Source organism: Cupriavidus cauae, from assembly GCF_008632125.1.
GTDB lineage: Bacteria > Pseudomonadota > Gammaproteobacteria > Burkholderiales > Burkholderiaceae > Cupriavidus > Cupriavidus cauae.
This window is the reverse complement of sequence record NZ_VWRN01000015.1, coordinates 69,396-88,718: the sequence shown is the minus strand read 5'-3', so window position 1 is coordinate 88,718 and position 19,323 is coordinate 69,396. Positions and strand designations below refer to the sequence as shown.

The following is a 19,323-nucleotide window of genomic DNA, read 5'->3' as shown; positions in this document are numbered from 1 at the left end:
GCCGAGACGCCCTCTCCTCAAGTTTTTCTACCAACTGCCGTTGTTTGACATCGACCCCCGAAGCAATCGTCAGCGAACGGGCGGCAACACAAGAGCGAAGAGCGAATGCGGACCACGCACGCGGGACTTCCGCGGGCGTGGCGTTGTTCGCCGCGATTCAATGTCCATCAGGTAGAAGAAATGAAAAACTTGGGAATAGGTGCGCGCCTTGGCATCGGCTTTGGCGTGGTATTGCTGCTGTCCACGCTGATGACCGGACTTGGCATCCTTCGGTTGCAGCAGGTCGCGGAGCGCACGCATGACATGATGCAGCAGCCGCTGGCCAAGGAACGGCTGGTCAGCGACTGGTACCGCTACATGCATACCAGCGTGCGCCGGACCACCGCGGTGGCCAAGAGCTCGGACCCGACGCTCGGCGCGTTCTTCGCGAACGAGACCAAGGGCTCGGTCAAGGCGATCGCCGATCTGCGCGACAAGATCGAGCCGCTGCTGAGCACCGACGCCGAGAAGCAGGCGTTCCAGACCATCCTGCGCGTGCGCGAGCCCTACAACGCCTCGCGCGACAAGATCACCAAGCTCAAGCAGGAAGGGCTGACCGACGAAGCGAACACCGTGCTGGAGAAGGAATTCGTGCCGGCCGGCGACGCCTATCTTGCCGAGATCCAGAAGCTGCTCGACATCCAGCGCGCCAGCATCGACGCCACCGCGCGCGATATCAACGCCGTCTACCAGACCGCGCGCAACCGCCTGATCGGCCTGGGCGTGCTGGTGCTCGCCATCGGCATCGCCTTCGCGGTCTGGCTGACGCGCGGCATCACGCGTCCGCTGCATCGCGCGGTCCATATCGCGCGCACGGTCGCCGCCGGCGACCTCAGCGCGCGCATCGACGTCGACAGCAAGGACGAGACCGGCCAGCTGCTGCAGGCTCTCGCCGAGATGAACGGCAACCTGCTGCGCATCGTCAACGAGGTGCGCCTGGGCACCGAGGCCATCGCCACCGGCACCGGCCAGATCGCCGCGGGCAATACCGACCTGTCGCAGCGCACCGAGGAACAGGCCGCGTCGCTGCAGCAGACCGCCTCGAGCATGGAAGAGCTGACCAGCATCGTGCGCCAGAACGCGGACAACGCCAAGCAGGCCAGTCGCCTTGCGGTCGATGCCTCGGACATCGCCGTCAAGGGCGGCACCGTGGTCGGCCAGGTGGTCGACACCATGGACGAGATCCACGGTGCGTCGAAGAAGGTCACCGACATCATCGCGGTGATCGAGAGCATCGCCTTCCAGACCAATATCCTGGCGCTGAACGCCGCGGTGGAAGCCGCGCGCGCCGGCGAACAGGGCCGCGGCTTCGCGGTGGTCGCCGGCGAGGTGCGCAGCCTCGCGCAGCGCAGCGCCACCGCCGCCAAGGAGATCAAGTCGCTGATCGACGATTCGGCCCAGCGCGTCGAAAAGGGCTCGCAGCTGGTGTCGGAAGCCGGTCAGACCATGGAAGAGATCGTCGGCGCGGTCAAGCGCGTGACCGACATCATGGGCGAGATCAGCGCCGCGTCCGCCGAGCAGAGCGCCGGCATCGAGCAGGTGAACCAGGCCGTCACGCAGATGGACACCGTGACGCAGCAGAACGCCGCGCTGGTCGAGCAGGCCGCCGCCGCGGCCGGCTCGCTGGAAGAGCAGGCGCAACGCCTGAAGCAGGCCGTGTCGACGTTCCGACTCGGTACGGCGCAGATGACACTCGCCTGATCGGTGCAGTGACAAACACGGAACGGGCCGCGATGCGGCCCGTTTTGCTTTGGCGCGCGGCTTTGCCCCCCCCAAAAAGCGGCAATCCTTGTCAAAAGTACCCGCCTTGCCGAGACCGCCTCACGGCAGCACCGGCCGCCGCGCCGTGGCGCGGATCCTGCGTGGTGGCGTGGCGCAGCCCGGCGTCCGGGCTGCCCCCCTGCACAGCCCAGCACATCCCAGTACTTGGCAGCACATCGCAACCGGAGGATCTGCAATGAGCATCTTTGGCGAAATCCTGAACAGGCTGCGCGGCAAGGCGCGGCCGGAGCCTTCCACGCAGGCGTCCCCGCAGGCATCCACACAGGCCCAGCAGCCGCAGACCGGCACCGCGGGCCAGCCGCAGACCGGCGCTGCCGGTCAGACGCAGGGCGCCGCGCCGCCGGCCACGGCACCGGTGACGGCGGGCACCGGCGGCGGCAACACCACGGCGGGCGGCGCTGCGGCGGGTAGCACTGCGGCCGGAACGGCGACCGGCGCCGCCAGCGCGCCGCTGTCGGAGGTCGATGTCGAGAAGATCCTCGACGACCTGGCGCAGCAGAGCGGCCAGAAGCTGAACTGGCGCACGTCCATCGTCGACACCATGAAGGCGCTGGGCATCGACAGCAGCCTGGAGCACCGCAAGGAGCTGGCGCGCGAACTGCAATACCGCGGCGACATGAACGACTCGGCCGCCATGAACGTATGGCTGCACAAGCGCGTGATGAAGGAGCTCGCGGCCAACGGCGGCAAGCTGCCGCCGGAATTGCGCGATTGAAGCTTGCCGCGGCAGATTGAGCGACATGCGGGCCGATGAATCGGCCCGTTCTCCTTTACCGCGAGCGATTTACGGCCAGCGCGTGTCCGGGTCGAGCGGATAGACCGGCCGCGCCACGCGCTGGAACGGGAAGCGCTCGTAGCGCGAGCTGGTCACGCCCTCGCCGTCGCACTCCACCACCGCACGCGCGATCGGCACGAACACCGGCCGGCAGTACATCCGCGATTTCAGCAGCAGGAAACGCGCGCGATGCGGGTCCACGCCGATATGCGTGAAGATGCCCAGGTCCCAATGCTCCTGCGGCGTCTCGACGATCACGATCCGCGCCGCGCCGATATCGAGCAGCGCGCTGCGCCCCATGCGGATGCGCTGGCCGGTATAGGTGGGTCCGCTGATCACGTATTCGCCATCGCCGAGTGCGGCGACCTTGCCGGTCAGCGGCTTCGATTGCGGATAGACGCCCAGCTGGGTCAGGGCCACCTTGTCGCCGACCGGCAGCGTCACCGTGGCGCCGACCCCGGCCGCGACCAGCGCCGCCACCGCCTCCGGGTCGCACACCGGCCCGACCGCGATGCCGCTCAAGCCCTGCGCCAGCGCTTCGTGCAGCACGGCCATGTTGTCGCAGGTGCCGCCTGACATGCAGTTGTCGCCGTGGTCGAGCAGCAGCACCGGGCCTTCCCCCGGCGCGTCGGCAAGTTTGGCTGCGTGCGCGATCGACTGCGCCAGCGGCTCGCTGCGATAGACGAAGCCGGCGCGGTCGTCCCAGATCTGCTGGGCAATGCGCTGCGCCACCGCATCGGCGGCGGCCGCATCGCCGTCACCGACCACGATCACGCTGAGGCAAGGGGCCGCGATATCGGCGAGGCCAAAGCCGGCCAGCACGGAGACTCCCAACATGCCTTGCGCTTCCGCTTCCCTGGCGGCCGCCACCGCGCGCTGCATCGCACCCTGATCGGTACGGCTGCACAGCGTATGCGTCAGCAGCGGCAGGCGGCGCCAGGCCACCACCGGCTTCGTGCGGCCCGCGATATGGTCCAGCAGCAGCCGGCCCGCGTGCTCGCCGGTCTCGTACATGTCGACGTGCGGATAGGTCTTGAAGCTGACCGCCACGTCGACATGGTCGATCAGCTTCTGCGTGATGTTGCCGTGCAGGTCCAGCGCGACCGCGATCGGCGCGTCGGGCAGCACCGCGCGCAGGCGTTCGAGCAGGTCGCCCTCGCCGTCGTCGCTGTTCTCGGCCACCATCGCGCCGTGCAGGTCCAGCATCACCGCATCGCAGCCCGGCGCGGCCGCGACGATCGCGTCGCACAGCGCGGTATAGGCCTGCGCTGCGACGCGCCCGCTGGGATTGGCGCCGGCGATCACCGGCACCACGATCTCGGCGCCGGCCGCTTCGGCCAGGTCGATGAAGGCGCCGGCCGCGGTGCGCGTGCCGCGCGCGGCGCGGTAGCCGTCCTCGCCATAGCGCGGATCGAACGACCCCAGCGGCGTGGGCACTGGCGAGAAGGTATTGGTCTCGTGATTGAGGCGGGCGATCAGGATTTTCATCGCGTGGATCCGGTCGGTGCGGTGTGGGTCGGAGGCCGTGTCAGGCGACGCGGTCAGCGCCGTCAGCGTTTCAGCGTCGGCGGCAAGGTCGGCGGCATCAGCGCCGGCGCGCGGCGTCGAGCATCGCGTGCAGCAGCACGTTGGCGCCCGCCTCGAGATGCTCGGGGCGCGCGTCCTCGATCTCGTTATGGCTGATGCCGTCCTTGCAGGGCACGAAGATCATCGCGGTCGGCGCGACGCGGGCCAGATAGACGGCATCGTGGCCGGCGCCGCTGACCACGTCCATCGCCGACAGTCCCTGCTGCGCGGCGCCGTCGCGCACGGCCTGCACCAGCCTCGGCTCGAACGGCTGCGGCGGGAAGTAGACCACCTGCCTGACGTCGATATCGATGCCCGAGCGTTCGGACAGCGCGGTGCAGGCCCGATGCAGGGCCGCGTCCATCGCGGACAGCACGGTGTCGTCCGCCGCGCGCAGGTCCACCGTCATCGTCACGCGGCCGGGAATCACGTTGCGCGAGTCCGGATGGACCGACAGGCAGCCGACCGTGCCGCGCCCGTGCGGCGGGTGATCCAGCGCGATGCGATTGACGATGCCGACCAGTTCGGACGCGGCCAGCAGCGCGTCGCGTCGCAGCGCCATCGGCGTCGGTCCGGCGTGCGCCTCCATGCCGGTCAACACCACGTCGTACCAGCGTTGGCCCAGCGCGCCGGTGACCACGCCGATCACGGTGTCGTTCGCCTCCAGCAGCGGCCCCTGCTCGATATGGGCCTCGAAATAGGCCCCGACGGCGCGGCCACCCACGGGCTCGGCGCCGGCATAGCCGATTTCCTTCAGCGCGTCGCCGACGCGGACGCCATCGCGGTCCGTCTGCGCCAGCACATGGTCCAGCGCGAATTCGCCGATGAAGGCGCCGGAGCCCATCATCACCGGCACGAATCGCGAGCCTTCCTCGTTGGTCCACACCGCGACCTCGAGCGGCGCATCGGTGACGATGCCGGCGTCGGCCAGCGTGCGCAACACTTCGAGGCCGGCCAGCACGCCATAGTTGCCGTCGAACTTTCCGCCCGTCGGTTGCGTGTCGATATGGCTGCCCGTCATCACCGGCGGCAGCGTGCCGTCGCGGCCGGCCCGGCGGGCAAAGATATTGCCGATCGCATCGACGCGCACCGTGCAGCCGATCGCCTTGGCCTCGGCGACGAAGAAGTCGCGGCCCTGCCGGTCGAGATCGGTCAGTGCCAGCCGGCAGACGCCGCCCTTGGGCGTCGCGCCGATCTTCGCCAGCCGCATCAGCGCGTCCCACAGCCGGGCGCCGTCGATGCGCAGCGACGCGGTGCCGGCGTGAGGTGCGCCTCCTTGCACGTTGCCGGCGGGCGCGGTGCCTGCCTGGGGGACGCCGACCTGCGGGTTGCCAATCTGCGTGCTGCCGGCCTGCCGGTTGCCGGCCTTTGTGTTGGTGGTGGTGTCTTCTGCCATGTCCGTCAATTCGCGTCCGCTACATCGTTCGATTCAAGCCGCCAGGCCGACGCCGAGATAGCGGTCCTTGACCGCCTCGTCGGCGATGAATTGCGCATTGGTGCCCGTATAGACCACGGCGCCCTGCTCGATGATCACGTGCCGGTCGGCCAGCTGCGTGCAGACTTCGAGGTTCTGCTCGACCAGCAGGATCGGCACGCCGGCCGCCTTGATCATCTTCAGCTGCGCGACGATCTCCTCGACGATCACCGGCGCCAGCCCTTCCACCGGCTCGTCCAGCATCAGCAGGCGCGGATGGTTCATCAGCGCCCGCGCGATCGCCAGCATCTGCTGCTCGCCGCCGGACAGCTGCGCGCCGCCATTGCGGCGCCGCTCGCGCAGCCGCGGGAAGATCTTGTAGACGTCGTCGAGCTGCCACGGCGAATCGCGCCGGGCGCCCAGCTTCAGGTTCTCCTCGACGGTCAGCAGCTTGAAGACGCCGCGATGCTCCGGCACGAAGCACAGCCCCTGCGCGGCGATGCGATGCGGCGGCATTCCGCCGATCTCGTTGCCGCGAAACAGCACACGGCCGCCGCGCGGCGGCACCACGCCGGCGATCGCCTTCAGCGTGGTCGACTTGCCGGCGCCGTTGCGGCCCAGCAGCGTGACCAGTTCGCCCTCGCCCACCGCGAGCGACACGCCCTGCAGCACGTGGCTCTTGCCGTAGTAGGCATGGATGGCTTGCACATCGAGCATCGTCATCGCTGGCCTCCGGTGATCATGTTGCCGAGATAGGCGGCCCGTACGCGCGGATCGCCGCGCACGCTGTCGGGCGGGCCTTCCATCAGCACCTTGCCCTGCTGCATCACGGTGATGGTGTCGGAGATGTCCATCACGATGTCCATGTTGTGCTCGATCAGCACGACGGTATGGTCCTCGGCCAGTCCGCGGATCAGCCGCTTCATCGCGCCGAGATCGTCGACGCCCATGCCCGAGGTCGGCTCGTCCAGGAAGATCGCGCGCGGCCGCGCGGCCAGCGCCATGCCGACCTCGAGCCGCCGCTGCTGGCCGTGCGACAGCGCACCGGCCACGGCATCGGCGACGCGGGTCAGCTCCAGCCGCTCCAGCACGCGTTCCACGGTGTCCGTACACGCCAGCTCGCCGACCGGCCGCCGCCAGCAGTTCATCGCGCGCCGCGGCTGCGTGCCGAGCGCGGCGAGCCGCAGGTTCTCGCGCACCGGCAGGCTGGGGAATAGGCTGGTGACCTGGAACGAGCGTGCGATGCCGCGCTGCACGCGCTGGTAGTCGGTCTCGCCGGTGACGTCGTGTCCGTCAAAGACGATGCGCCCGCTGGTGACGCTGCGCGTGCCGGTCAGCATATGGAACAGCGTGGTCTTGCCGGCGCCGTTCGGCCCGATCACCGAATGCACGGTGCCCGGCATCACGCGCAGGTCCACACCGCCGAGCGCCATGAACTTGCCGTACTGCTTGACCACGCCGGTGGCCTCGAGAATCGGGGCGGTCATGCGCGTTCCTCCCCCGTGGTGACGATTTTCGTGGCGGCCTCCGGGTCGGGGCCGATCGCGGCCGGCTCGCGGCGGATGCCGCGCAGCCGCAGCCATATCGTCGTGCCCAGGCCCCACAGGCCGCGCTGCATGAAGAGGCTCACCGCGATCAGCAGGAAGCCCAGCAGCATCAGCCAGCGCGGCCACAGCGTCGACAGCCAGTCGGCCAGCAGCACGTAGAACGCCGCGCCCAGCACCGAGGCGAACACGTTGGCGGTGCCGCCGATCACCGTCATGATCAGGATCATCTCGCTGACGTGGTAGTCGATATTGGCCAGCGGCGCGATGCCGGTCAGCATCGCGTGCAGGCCGCCGGCCAGGCCGGTCACCGCGCCCGAGATCACGAAGGCCAGCAGCTTGAACGCCTTGATGTTGTAGCCGACCGCCAGCGCGCGCTCCTCGTTGTCGCGGATCGCCAGCAGCGTGCGGCCGAACACCGAATCGGTGACGCGCAGCACCAGGAAGAACACCAGCAGGAACAGCACCGCGACGAAGCCGTAGAACTGCCACGGCGAGGCCAGCGAGACCAGCTCGCGGCCGGCGATCGACAGCGCGGGCCGCGGGATGTCGAGCAGGCCGTTGTCGCCGCCGGTCAGCGACGGCACCGAATAGGCCAGGAAATAGAACATCTGCGAAAACGCCAGCGTCAGCATCACGAAGTAGGTGCCGCGCTGCCGGATCGAGAACCAGCCGACCAGCGCCGCCGCGACCGCACCGATGCCGATCGCCAACGCGAGCGACAGCGGCACCGGCAGCGCGATGCGGGTCAGCGCCAGCCCGAGCGAATAGCTGCCCAGGCCGAAGAAGATGCCCTGGCCGAACGACAGCAGGCCGGTATAGCCGAGCAGCAGATTGCACGCCATCACCGCCATCGCGTAGATCAGCACCTCGGTCGCCAGCGTGCCGGAGCGCAGCGTCAGCGGCAGCAGCAGCGTGACGGCCAGCGCGAGCCACCAGAATCGATACGCCATCATCCCCTCCCCAGCAGGCCGTGCGGGCGCAGCAGCAGCACCGCCGCCATCGCGACATAGATCATCAGCCGCGCGCCCTCGGGCCACAGCGTGCTCATCAGGCTTTGCACCACGCCGACCAGCAGGCCGCCGATCAGCGCGCCGGTGAAGCTGCCCATGCCGCCGACCACCACCACGATGAAGGCCACGCCCAGCGCCTCGACGCCCATGAACGGTTCGGCGCCGCGGATCGGCGCGGCCAGCACGCCCGCGATCGCCGCCGTCGCCGCGCCCAGCGCGAACATCAGGCTGAACAGCCGGAACACGTTGATGCCGAGCAGCGACACCATCTCGGTCGATTCGCTGCCGGCGCGCACCGCGCTGCCCAGCCGCGTGCCCTCCAGCAGCCACCACAGCGCCACCGCCAGCAGCGCGGTGAAGGCGATCACGAACAGCCGGTACTTCGGATAGATGAAGTCGCCCCACATCACCACGCCCTGCAGCGCGTCGGGCGGCGGCACGTCGACACCGAGCGGGCCCCAGCCGACGATGATCAGCTCCTGCACCGCGAGCGCGAGGCCGACCGTCACCAGGATATGGAACTCATGGGGCTGGGCGTAGACGTGGCGCAGCATCACGCGCTCGACCAGCCAGGCGAGCGCGCCGATCACCAGCGGCGCCAGCACCAGCGCGGCCCAGAAGTTCATGCCCAGCTGCAGCGCCTGGAAGCACAGATAGGCGCCCAGCGCATAGAAGGCGCCGTGCGCGAAATTGACGAAACGCAGCAGGCCGAAGACGATCGACAGTCCGACGGCCAGCAGGAAATACAGCATGCCGATGCCGATGCCGTTGATGACCTGCAACAGGTAGACGTTCATGAAGCGCTTTTCGCTTTGGCTATCGCGTTGGCGGGCACCCTCTCCCGATCAAGGGGAGAGGGTTGGGGAGCGGTCGTCGAGAGGAGACAACCCGGTGGCAGAGGCTTACGCCATCTTGCACTGGGTCTGCTCGGGCGGCAGGAAGGCCTTGCCGACGCTGATCACGTCGGCATAGTCGTCCTTGTCCTTCATCCTGGCCTTGGCCTTGCCCTTGAGCAGGTAGTAGTTCTTCAGCACCTGGTGGTCGGCCGCGCGGATTTCCTCGGGGCCGGTCAGCCCCTCGTACTTGAGCCCTTCCATCGCCGCGATCACGGCCTTCGGATCTGCGCTGCCCGCCTTGACCATCGCGTCCAGCATCAGCTTGGTACAGATATAGGAGCCGGCCAGGCTGTAGTTCGGATTGGACTTGAACGTGGCCTTGCAGCGCTGCACCAGATCGCGGTTCAGCGGCGTATCGACGCCGTGCCAGTACTGCGCGCCGAAATAGACGCCATCGCACAGGTCCGCGCCCAGCGATTCGAACTGCTCGAGCCCCGAGGCCCAGGCCAGCAGGATCGTCGTGTTCTTCTTCATGCCGAAGCTGACCGCCTGGCGCAGCGTGTCGGCCGATTGCGAGCCGAAGTTCAGGATCAGCAGCACGTCGGGCTTGGCGGCGATCGCGTTGGTCAGATAGCCGCTGAATTCCTTCTCGTTGAGCGCGTGGTAGCTGTTGCCCACGTGCTCGATGCCCTTTTCCTTGAAGATGTTCTTCGCGGCGGACAGCAGGCCCTCGCCGAACACGTATTGCGGCGTGATGGTGTACCAGCGCTTGGCCTTGGGCATCGACTCGATCAGCGGCCGCACGGTGCGCTCGATCGCGCCGTAGGTCGGCACCGACCAGCGGAAGGTCGCGCGGTTGCAGTCCTTGCCGGTGATCTCGTCCGCGCCGGCGGTGGTGACGAACACCCCGCCGAACTTCTCGGCCTCCTTGCCCATCGCCAGCGATTCCGACGACAGGATGCCGCCGGCGAAGTAGCGCGCGCTCTTCTGCTGCGCCAGTTCCTGCACCTTGCGCACCGCGGTGGCGGGCTTGCCTTCGGTATCGAGCACGCTGTAGCGCAACGACTTGCCGAGCACCTTGCCGTACTGCTCGACGATCAGCTTCATGCCGAGGTCGGCGAACTTGCCGTTGGCGGCGAACGGGCCGGACATCGGCACCGGGCAACCGAGTTCGATCGCATCGTCGGCGGCCAGCACGGCACCGGCGCGCAGCAGGGAGGCGGGGACGGCGGCCAGCGCGCCGAGTTTGAGCACGTCACGACGATTCAAAGCTCACTCCTTGGATCTGTGGGGTCCATCGAAAGGGAAGGTCCGGCACGCGACAGGATCGCAACAGCGCTACAGCAAGAATCGAACCCGTTTATTCTATTTATACGTATAAACTGGTTGAAGGCATCATAGGAGCCGGTTTGCGGGACTGTCAATGAAGCGCCGGTCAGGGTTTACCTGCGCCCAGGGACGCGATCCCGATGCGCGATGGCGGTGCCGCGCGCACCGCGACGGACCGCGGCAGGACCGTTGCAGCGCGCCGTGGGCCGGCAAGGCGCATGCCGCACCGGCATGGCGATCAAACGAAAGGAAGGACAATCCATGGTGACGTTCCGCGGCGCGAAGGCGCCGGCTCTGGCGATCCGCAAGCAGAAGCGCGCCGACCTGGTGGCGGAGGAACTGAAGCGCCTGATCACCGAGCGCGATCTGAAGCCCGGCGACAAGCTGCCGCAGGAAATCAAGCTGCAGCAGACCTTCGGCGTCAGCAAGAGCACGATCCGCGAAGCGCTGAAGTCGCTCGAGGTGCAGGGGCTGATCAGCGTCAGCACCGGCCCGGCCGGCGGCGGCACCATCGTCGAGGTGCCGCTGGACCGCACCTTCCAGCTGATGCAGAACTACCTGTTCTTCAAGGACGTCGGCATTGCCGACGTCTATACGGTGCGCCGGCTGCTGGAGCCGGAGCTGGCCGCCGGCGCGGTGCCGCATCTGACCGAGGACGACTTCCGCGCGCTCGAACATACGATCGACCTGTGCGACCCCACCTCGGCCTCGGCGGCGGCGCCGCTGGACCAGCGCCAGGAGGACCTGAGCTTCCACGACATCCTGGCCGCGGCCAATCCGAATCCGATGCTGCGGTTCTGCTGCGAGCTGATCAACGAGATGCTGCGGCAGCTGGTGGTGTTCGGCAACGACACGCCGGCCTGCGAGCACGAGAAGTTCGGCGCATCCAACGTCCGCTTCCACAAGAAGATCGTCGCCGCGGCCCGCGCGCGCGATGCCGAGCAGGTGCGCAAGCTGATGGCCGCGCATATGCAGGACTGCACGCGCCACATCACGCGGATGAACGGGCGCGTGCACGGGCGCCTGGTGCTCGATTCGGAATTGCCGCGCCGTTCGCTGGTGGTACGCCCGCGCGACCGGGAGCCCGAGCAGACGAGCTGAGGCGCCGCGACGCCGCGCCGGAGCGCTATTCCGCCTTGATGCCGTTGGCGCGGATCAGCTCGGCCCAGCTCGCGGTTTCTTCGCGGATACGCGTGGCCAGCGCCTCCGGCGTGTCGGCCTGCGGCTCCATGCCCTGGCGCTGCAGGTCCGCCCGGACTGCCGGTGTCGCCAGCACGGCCCGCACCGCCTCGTGCAACTGCACGACCGTCTCGGCCGGCGTCGCGCGCGGTGCCAGCATCGCGTACCACGAGCTGACCTCGATGCCAGCCATGCCCTGCTCGGCCATCGAAGGGATATTCGGCGCGGCCGGCGAGCGTTTGGCCTGCGTCACGGCGATCGCGCGCAGCGCCCCGGACTGGATGAACGGCGCCAGTGTGGGAAGCGTGCCGAGCAGGATCGGCACCTGGCCGCCGACCACATCGTTCAGCGCCTGGGTCGTGCCCTTGTACGGGACATGCAGCAGCGCCACGCCGGCCTTCTGTCGGAACAGTTCACCGGCCAGATGCAGGCCGCTGCCAACGCCCGGGCTGGCATAGCCGAGCGGGTTGCCTTCACGTTCGGCGGTGCGCGCCAGCGCCACCAGTTCGGCCACCGACGTCGCCTTGACCGACGGATGGACCGCCAGCACATTCGGCGAACTCGCCAGCAGCGACACCGGGCGGAAGTCGCGCTCGACGCGATAGGGCAGCTGCGGCATCAGCGTCGGATAGATGGTCAGATTGCCGGCCGGCGCGATCAGCACCGTACAACCATCGCCGGCCGCGCGCCGCACCGCGTCGATGCCGATGTTGCCGTTCGCGCCGGGCTTGTTGTCGACGATCACGGTGCGGCCCTGCCCGCGCTGCATGCCGTGCGCCAGCGTGCGCGCCAGCAGATCGGCGGGGCCGCCCGCGGGGAACGGCACTACGATACGTGTCGTGGCGCAGGCGGTGGCCGCGTGGGCCGACGGCGTGCCGGCCGCGACGGCGGCCGCCAGGGCAAGGGTTGTGGCAAAGGGCATGCGCCGTTTCATCGTGCTCTCCCGTGTCCGCGGCCGGCCGGCCGCCCTTTCCAGTTGGCGGCTAGCCGCGATGCAGCGGCACCACCTTGCCCTCGTCCTGGGGCCGATAGTCGAGCAGGCGCGACAGTTCGAGGGCCGCGCCACGTACCTTCTCGACCAGCGTATCCAGCTTGTTCGGATCGATCTTCGCCGCCGGGATGGTCACGCCCATCGCCGCGACCACCTTGCCGCTGCGATCGCGCACCGGCGCCGCGATGCTCGAAATGCTGGCCTCGAAGAAGCCTTCCTGCAGCACATAGCCGCGCTCGCGGTCCCGTTGCACCATGTCGAACAGTTCCTCGACCGTCCTCGGCGTGCTGTCGGAGAACACTTCGAGCTGCGGCTCCGGATAGAGCTGGCGCAACTCGGCCATCGTCAGGTCCTCGAGCAGCACGCGTCCCAGCACGGTGGCGTGCGCCGGCAGCCGCGTGCCGACATTGACGGTGCTGGCGAACGGCGTCGGCGCCACCGACTTGGCGACATAGACGATCGAGCGGCCGTCGCGCACCACCAGATTGCAGGGCAGCTGGATGTCGTCGCGCAGCCGCTCCAGAAGCGGCCGGCCCAGTTCGGTCAGCTCCAGCGAGGCCAGGTACTCGAAGCCCAGCCGCAACACGGCCATGCCGAGCTTGAATTCGCGCCCGCCGTCGGTGCGCTCGACGAAGCCCATCATCTCCAGCGTCGCCAGCAGGCGGAATACGGTCGAGCGCGGAATCTGCAGGCGCCGGGCCAGTTCGGCCGCCGACAGCGTGCGGTCGGTGCGGCTGAACTCGCCGAGCAGCCGCAGGCCGCGCTCCAGGCCGGGCACGATGTACCGTTCCTGGGAATCGTCGGGCAGGGAAGCGTTGTTCATGATCGGTTCTCGAATTCTCGGAGTGCATTCCATCCAGATAATCGACACTCATATAACACGCCGGCGCCGGGAACGGAAAGCACCGATCGGTGCCGTCTTCCTTTATGGAATGGCGCGCGACTTCAGAATCGCTGCCTTCCCCGCGCCGCATCCGATCTGTCGCCGCCGATCCCTGTGCGACAATCGCCCCCCTTCCCCTTGGATCCAGGCCGATACGATGAAGACATCTGCAGAGGTCAGCCGCCAGGGCGTCGCCGGAACACGCGAAGCGCGCACGCCCTGGACCGGGCTCGATGAACAGGGAACCGGCCTGACGGTCGACGATTTCCTGACCACGATGCTGAGTCAGCTGGTCAATGCGCTGCGGCGGACCGTGACCCAGCCCTACGCCGAGCAATTCGATCTGACCGTGCCGGAATGGCGGCTGCTGGCGTTGCTGGCGCATGCGGGGGAGCTGCCATTCGCCGAACTGGTCGTGCAGTCGACCTCGGACAAGGCCCTCGTCAGCCGTACGCTGCGCCTGCTGGAACAGCGGGGGCTGGTAAAGCTGACCTCCGCGGGCAATACGCCGCGCAAGAAGCTGTTTTGCAGTATCACGCGCGCGGGCATGGCGCTGCACGACCAGGCCATCCCGCTGGCGCGGCGCCACCAGGCCGCGGTACTGCGATTGCTGGACACCGGCGAGCGTGAGGCGCTGTATCGGGCGCTGCGGAAACTGCACGCGCAATGCGTGATGGGTCCCGGGGTGGAGCCCGGCACCCGGCCAAGGAAGGCCAGCTGAGGGACAAACGAGGTCGCGATGGCGGCCTGGTGTCTTTCGGTCGCAGTTCCCGCGCACGACTCAGGCCTCAAGCTGCTCCAGCACCTTGCCCTTGGTCTCGATGCCGAGCCAGTGCACCGTCAGCGCTGCCGCGAACGGTACCAGGGCCAGGGCATAGAAGGCGCTGCTCAGGTCGCCGCTGCCGATGGTGCCGGCGATCAGCGTCGGCGCGAAGATCGCCGCGATCTTCAGCCAGGCGCCGCCGAACCCGCAGCCCATCGCCCGCACGCTCGTCGGGTACAGCTCCGGCGTATAGACATAGGCGGTGATGAAGCCGCTGGCGAGGAAGCCCATCGCGAACGCGCACAGGGTCGCCACGACATAGACCGACTGCGCATGCAGCAGCCCGGCCAGCGCCAGCGACAGCGCGCACAGCACGAACGACACGTTGATCACCGGCTTGCGGCCGACCTTGTCGACCACCATCGCGCAGACCAGCGAACCGACCACGCCCAGCACCGAAGCCCCCGCCGCCAGGTTCAGCGCCAGCTGCAGCGGCGCGTGATAGACGGTCTTGTAGATCGTCGGCAGCCACGTCGAAAGACCGTACTGGATGAAGCCGCAAGTCGCCCACAGCATCCACACCGCCAGCGTGCGGCCCCGGTAGGCACCGCTGAGCAGATCGCGCACGCGCCGCTTCGGATGCCTGGCCGCCATCGCATCGAACGACGCGACATCGCACACCGGCGGCAACGGCGTGCGCGCATGCGATTCGAAGGCGCGCACCGCGCGGTCCGCCTCGGCCATGCGATTCTTCTCGGCCAGCCAGCGCGGCGACTCGGGGATGATCTTGCGCAGCACGAAGAACAGCACGATCGGCACGCCGCCGATGAAGTACATCACCTCCCAGCCGTAGCGCGGCACCAGCCAGGCACCGGCCCCGTTCGACACCAGCAGGCCGATCGGGAACACCACCTCGTACAGCAGCACGAAGCGGCCGCGGCCATGCGCGCGCGTGACCTCGTTGATATAGGTCGCCGCGACCGGAAGTTCGCCGCCCAGCCCCAGGCCCTGCACGATCCGCAGCAGCGCGAACAGCTCGAACGACGGCGCGAAGCCGCAGGCGATGCTCATCAGGCCGATGATGCCGGCGCTCCAGGCAATCGAGTGCAGCCGGCCATAGCGCTCGGCCAGCCACGGGAAGAACAGGGCGCCGACCAGCTGCCCGACCGAGGGCGCGGCGATCAGGAAGCCGATCTGGCCCGGCGTCAGCGACCACTGCGCGATCAGCAGCGGCAGCGTGGCCGCGATCGCGATCACGTCGAAGCCGTCGAAGAACGTTGCCAACCCGATCAGCAATCGCGCCTTCACGTGCATCAGGTTGTTGGGCAGGCGCTCGATGCGGGCGACGATCTGGCCGCGGGTCACGCCACCCGCGGCATCGGCGGCCGTGGCGTTGGTGCCGTTCGTGGCTGACGCATCGGCGCCGACACCGGCGGCCTCACCATCCGCGCCGCCGCGAAACATGGCCGTGGCCGGCCCCGGAACACTGGCGGGCGCCAGCTCTTGTCTTTCTGTCAACACGATGCTTGCTTCCTGATATTGCCGTGGCCGGTCCGCGGTCGGGAGGCGGACCTGTCGTGGGAACGGACGGTGAGGGACAAAACCGGCGGCGCCGCGGGACACGGCGCGCCACGGAGGAGAGGCCCTACCGGCGCGGCTACAGATCCAGCACCAGCCGCTTGCCCTTGCAGCCGGACACGCAGACCATCATCGACTGGTTGGCAGCGCGCTCGGCCTTGCTGAGCACGCCGTCGCGATGGTCGGGCTCGCCTTCGAGCACGCGCGTCTCGCAGGACCCGCATACGCCTTCACGGCAGCTGTAGTCGACGGCGATGCCCGCTTCGAGCAGCGCGTCGAGCAGCGACTTGCCGGCGGGCACCTTCACCTCCATGCCCGATTGCGCCAGCGACACCGCGTATTCGCCTTCCTGCACCGCCTCCACCGACGGGTCGGCGGCGAAGCGCTCGATATGGACGTTCGGATAGCCGTGCGCCTCGCAGGCCGACTCGAAGGCCTGTAGCATCGGACCCGGGCCGCAGCAATAGAAGTGCGTGCCCGGCTCCTGTCCGGCCAGCATGCCGGCCAGATCGGGCGGGCCGCCGGCCTCTGCGTCGAAATGCAGGCGCACCGCGTCGCCATAGGCCTGCAGTTCGGCGACGAAGGCGGCCTCCTCGCGGGAGCGCGCGCAGTAGAGCAGCGTGAACGCGCGACCGAGCTGATGCAGGCGGCGGGCCATGCAGACGATCGGCGTCACGCCGATGCCGCCGGCGACCAGCACCGTATGGGAGGCGCTCTCGTCGAGCTCGAAGTTGTTGCGCGGCGCACCGACCGGCAGCGTCGCGCCGACGCGCAACTGCTCGTGGATGTAGCGCGAGCCGCCCCGGCTGCCGCGATCGAGCAGCACGCCAACGGTGTAGCTGTGCCGGGCTTCCGGCGCGCCGCACAGCGAATAGCTGCGCACCAGGCCATTGCCCAGATGCAGATCGATATGGGCGCCGGGGCTGAATTCCGGCAAGGCGGCCCCGGCGGGGTCCTGCAGTTCGATGCTGACGACGCCGCGGGCTTCGTAGCGCATGGCCTGCACGCGCATCGTCAGGGTGGGGCTGGCACTCATCACACTTCCTTCTGAATCGATTCGCGCCGGGGCGCGATACGGCAACGATGCCTGCGAAAGCCCCGACTGCCGCCATGGCGTTCCCGCGCAGGCGGGACGCCAAGGTTGTCAACGTTTCTCGGTCAGGAATTTCCCTTCCGGGCCGCCTGCATTCTTCTGGCGGCGGGTATTGCCGTCGATGCCGCCCTCGATGGCCCATTCGGCGAACATCGTCGGGCCCGGCTCGAACTCGCGCGGCTCCCAGTGGGCGTCGAGGTGGTCCTCGTCGGCGTAGTACTCGATCAGGCCGCCGGCCGGATTCTTGAAGTACCAGAAGTAGGCCGACGAGATCGGATGGCGGCCCGGGCCGAGCTGCGTCTCCCAGCCGGTGCGCGACATGTGCATGCCGCCGCCGAACACCTCGTGGATATCGCGCACGGTGAACGCGACATGGTTCAGCCCGCTCCTGGGCTGCGGCAACTGCAGCAGGAACAGGTCGTGGTGGCCGCCCTCGTCGGCGCAGCGCAGGAAGGCGCCGCGGCCCGGATAGCGGTCCGATGCGACGAAGCCGAATTTCTCGGTGTAGAAGCGCTCGGTGGCCTCGACATCCTTGACGAAGAACACCACGTGGCCGACCTCGATCGGCGTGGCACGCTCGTAGATCGGCCCACGCTGGTTCACGCGCGGCTTCGCGCTCCAGGTGTTCATCGCCGCGCATTCGACTTCGATGTCGCGCTTGCGGGTGACCTGGAAGCGCACGGCCAGGCCGTTGGGATCGGTGCAACCGATGCGCGCCTCGTCACCGCTGCCCTGGCGGACGAAGCCCGCTTCGCCGGCGATCGCTTCGGCGATGCGGTCCAGCGCGGCACGCGTGTCGACGCCCCAGACCACCTCGCGCAGCGTCGGGCCGGCCTCGATGGCCGGCGGCAGCGCGGGATCGCCGATGCGACGCACCAGCACGCGGCAGCCGTTCATCGTCTCGAAGTCCAGCCCTTGCGCGTCGTCGCGCTTCAGGGTCAAACCCCAATCGTTGAAGAAGCCGCGGCAGGCGTCGAAATCGTCGGCGCCGTAGACGATCTCGTCGATGCCCAGTACTTGATTCATGTCGGTCTCCAGCGGCCGTCGGCTCAATTGCAGTTGGCCCACGGCAGCGGTTGTTGATGCAGGCCCCAGTACACGCTCTTCTGCTCCATGTACTGCAGGATTCCCAGTCTTCCCTTCTCGCGCCCCAGGCCGCTGTCGCGCCAGCCGCCGAACGGGGTCGAGATCGAGAACTGCTTGTAGGTGTTGATCCAGACGTTGCCCGCCTGCACCGCGCGCGCGACGCGCCAGGCGCGCTTGTAGTCGCGCGTCCAGACGCCGGCCGCCAGCGCATAGACGCTGTCGTTGGCCTGGGCAATCAGGTCGTCCTCGTCGTCGAACGGCATCGCCACCAGCACCGGCCCGAAGATTTCTTCCTGGCAGATGCGGGCGCGGTTATCCAGCCCCTCGATGATGGTCGGCGTATAGAAGTAGCCGTTCTCCAGACCGGGCACGCTCGGCCGCATGCCGCCGGTACGCAGTTGCCCGCCCTCCTCCACGCCCATCGCGACGAACGATTCGATCGAATCTCGATGGCGGTCGGTGATCAGCGGCCCCATCTGGGTGCGCTCGTCGGCCGGGTCGCCGACGCGCAGGCGCGCCGCGCCGGCGGCCAGGCGATCCATGAACGGCTCGTACAGCGAACGCGCGACGAACAGCCGCGAGCCGGCGATGCACGATTCGCCCGACGAGCTGAAGATGCCGTACAGCACGCCGTTGACCGCATGGTCGAGGTCGGCGTCGTCGAACACCATGGTGGGCGACTTGCCGCCCAGTTCCAGCGATACCGGCATCATCTTGTCGGCGGCGATATGCGCGATGTGCTTGCCGGTGGTGGTGCCGCCGGTGAACGACACGCGCCGCACCAGCGGATGCTGCGTGATCGCATCGCCGATCACCGAGCCCTTGCCCGGCAGCACGCTGACGAGGCCCGGGGGCACGCCGGCTTCCTCGCAGATCGCGGCCAGTTCCAGCGCCATCAGCGGCGTGACCTCGGCCGGCTTGACCACCACCGCATTGCCGGCCGCGAGCGCTGGCGCCAGCTTCTGCGCCTCGCTGGCGATCGGCGAGTTCCACGGCGTGATCGCCGCGACCACGCCCATCGGCTCGTGCACGCTCATGGTCAGGAAGTCGCCGCGCGGCGGCGTCAGCGTTTCCTCCAGCGTCTCGCAGGCGGCGGCGAGGAACTGGAAGGTGCCGGCGGCGCTGGCGACCAGCGCACGCGTCTCGCTGATCGGCTTGCCGTTGTCCAGCCGCTGCCGCTGCGCCAACGGCTCGGCGCGGGCGCGGATCAGCTCGGCGACGCGATACAGCACCGCGGCGCGCTCGTGCGGCTTGCGCTGGGCCCAGCCGCTGGTCTCGAAGGCGCGCTGCGCGCCCTGCACCGCTTCCTCGACGTCGGCGAGGCTTGCCGCATGGAGTTCCGCCACCACCTCGCCGGTGGCGGGATAGCGCGTGGCATAGCGGTCGCCGCCGCCGAGGCGCCATTGGCCGGCGATGCAGATGGGGAGAAGGTCTTGCGTCTTCATGTTTGCG

17 protein-coding genes are annotated in these 19,323 nt (G+C 68.5%); 4 read left to right on the top strand and 13 right to left on the bottom strand.

Features of this window, described 5'->3' with window-relative positions; all coding sequences use genetic code 11:
- Positions 1-180 precede the first annotated feature (180 nt).
- A complete protein-coding gene (locus F1599_RS03885; RefSeq protein ID WP_150082246.1) occupies positions 181-1,740 on the top strand; it encodes a methyl-accepting chemotaxis protein in 1,560 nt (519 codons plus the stop codon).
- Positions 1,741-1,996: 256 nt separating this feature from the next.
- Complete coding sequence (locus tag F1599_RS03880; RefSeq protein WP_150082245.1) at positions 1,997-2,536, top strand: DUF3597 domain-containing protein; 540 nt, start codon at positions 1,997-1,999, stop codon at positions 2,534-2,536.
- A gap of 69 nt (positions 2,537-2,605) precedes the next feature.
- Here F1599_RS03880 and F1599_RS03875 read toward each other — a convergent pair whose 3' ends face one another.
- The 7 genes from F1599_RS03875 to F1599_RS03845 form a co-directional block, all read right to left on the bottom strand.
- Entirely contained in the window at positions 2,606-4,084 is a 1,479-nt protein-coding gene (locus F1599_RS03875) for a M81 family metallopeptidase (protein ID WP_150082244.1), read from the bottom strand.
- Positions 4,085-4,181: 97 nt separating this feature from the next.
- The gene (locus F1599_RS03870) at positions 4,182-5,558 is read right to left on the bottom strand and encodes a Zn-dependent hydrolase (protein ID WP_223819447.1); all 1,377 of its coding nucleotides are present in this window, start codon (positions 5,556-5,558) and stop codon (positions 4,182-4,184) included.
- Between the two features lie 33 nt (positions 5,559-5,591).
- Positions 5,592-6,293, bottom strand: a complete 702-nt coding sequence (locus F1599_RS03865; protein WP_150082280.1) for an ABC transporter ATP-binding protein — start codon at positions 6,291-6,293, stop codon at positions 5,592-5,594.
- 2 nt (positions 6,294-6,295) lie between these two features.
- Positions 6,296-7,063, bottom strand: a complete 768-nt coding sequence (locus F1599_RS03860) for an ABC transporter ATP-binding protein (protein ID WP_150082243.1) — start codon at positions 7,061-7,063, stop codon at positions 6,296-6,298.
- Positions 7,060-8,073, bottom strand: a complete 1,014-nt coding sequence (locus F1599_RS03855) for a branched-chain amino acid ABC transporter permease (protein WP_150082279.1) — start codon at positions 8,071-8,073, stop codon at positions 7,060-7,062. The genes F1599_RS03860 and F1599_RS03855 overlap by 4 nt, the downstream gene beginning before the upstream one ends.
- The gene (locus F1599_RS03850) at positions 8,073-8,930 is read right to left on the bottom strand and encodes a branched-chain amino acid ABC transporter permease (protein WP_006579287.1); all 858 of its coding nucleotides are present in this window, start codon (positions 8,928-8,930) and stop codon (positions 8,073-8,075) included. The genes F1599_RS03855 and F1599_RS03850 overlap by 1 nt, the downstream gene beginning before the upstream one ends.
- A 105-nt stretch (positions 8,931-9,035) precedes the next feature.
- Positions 9,036-10,238 (bottom strand): ABC transporter substrate-binding protein, encoded by a 1,203-nt coding sequence (locus F1599_RS03845; protein ID WP_150082242.1) that lies wholly within the window; start codon positions 10,236-10,238, stop codon positions 9,036-9,038.
- 321 nt (positions 10,239-10,559) lie between these two features.
- Here F1599_RS03845 and F1599_RS03840 point away from each other — a divergent pair, with 321 nt between their 5' ends.
- Positions 10,560-11,399: a FadR/GntR family transcriptional regulator gene (locus F1599_RS03840; protein ID WP_149319556.1), complete on the top strand. Its 840-nt coding sequence runs from the start codon at positions 10,560-10,562 to the stop codon at positions 11,397-11,399.
- 25 nt (positions 11,400-11,424) lie between these two features.
- On the opposite strand, the gene F1599_RS03835 is transcribed toward F1599_RS03840, so the two are convergent.
- Positions 11,425-12,399 carry a tripartite tricarboxylate transporter substrate binding protein gene (locus F1599_RS03835; protein ID WP_150082241.1) on the bottom strand — a complete coding sequence of 325 codons (975 nt, stop codon included), beginning with the start codon at positions 12,397-12,399 and terminating at the stop codon, positions 11,425-11,427.
- Between the two features lie 61 nt (positions 12,400-12,460).
- Positions 12,461-13,291: an IclR family transcriptional regulator gene (locus F1599_RS03830; protein WP_150082240.1), complete on the bottom strand. Its 831-nt coding sequence runs from the start codon at positions 13,289-13,291 to the stop codon at positions 12,461-12,463.
- 217 nt (positions 13,292-13,508) lie between these two features.
- On the opposite strand from F1599_RS03830, the gene F1599_RS03825 reads away from it, so the two are divergent.
- Positions 13,509-14,072 carry a MarR family winged helix-turn-helix transcriptional regulator gene (locus F1599_RS03825; RefSeq protein WP_150082239.1) on the top strand — a complete coding sequence of 188 codons (564 nt, stop codon included), beginning with the start codon at positions 13,509-13,511 and terminating at the stop codon, positions 14,070-14,072.
- A 60-nt stretch (positions 14,073-14,132) separates the two neighbouring features.
- On the opposite strand, the gene F1599_RS03820 is transcribed toward F1599_RS03825, so the two are convergent.
- The 4 genes from F1599_RS03820 to F1599_RS03805 form a co-directional block, all read right to left on the bottom strand.
- A complete protein-coding gene (locus F1599_RS03820) occupies positions 14,133-15,632 on the bottom strand; it encodes an MFS transporter (RefSeq protein ID WP_395894739.1) in 1,500 nt (499 codons plus the stop codon).
- A gap of 139 nt (positions 15,633-15,771) precedes the next feature.
- A complete protein-coding gene (locus F1599_RS03815) occupies positions 15,772-16,728 on the bottom strand; it encodes a PDR/VanB family oxidoreductase (protein ID WP_150082238.1) in 957 nt (318 codons plus the stop codon).
- Between the two features lie 108 nt (positions 16,729-16,836).
- Positions 16,837-17,811: a VOC family protein gene (locus F1599_RS03810; protein WP_150082237.1), complete on the bottom strand. Its 975-nt coding sequence runs from the start codon at positions 17,809-17,811 to the stop codon at positions 16,837-16,839.
- 23 nt (positions 17,812-17,834) lie between these two features.
- Positions 17,835-19,316, bottom strand: a complete 1,482-nt coding sequence (locus tag F1599_RS03805) for an aldehyde dehydrogenase (RefSeq protein WP_150082236.1) — start codon at positions 19,314-19,316, stop codon at positions 17,835-17,837.
- Positions 19,317-19,323 lie beyond the last annotated feature (7 nt).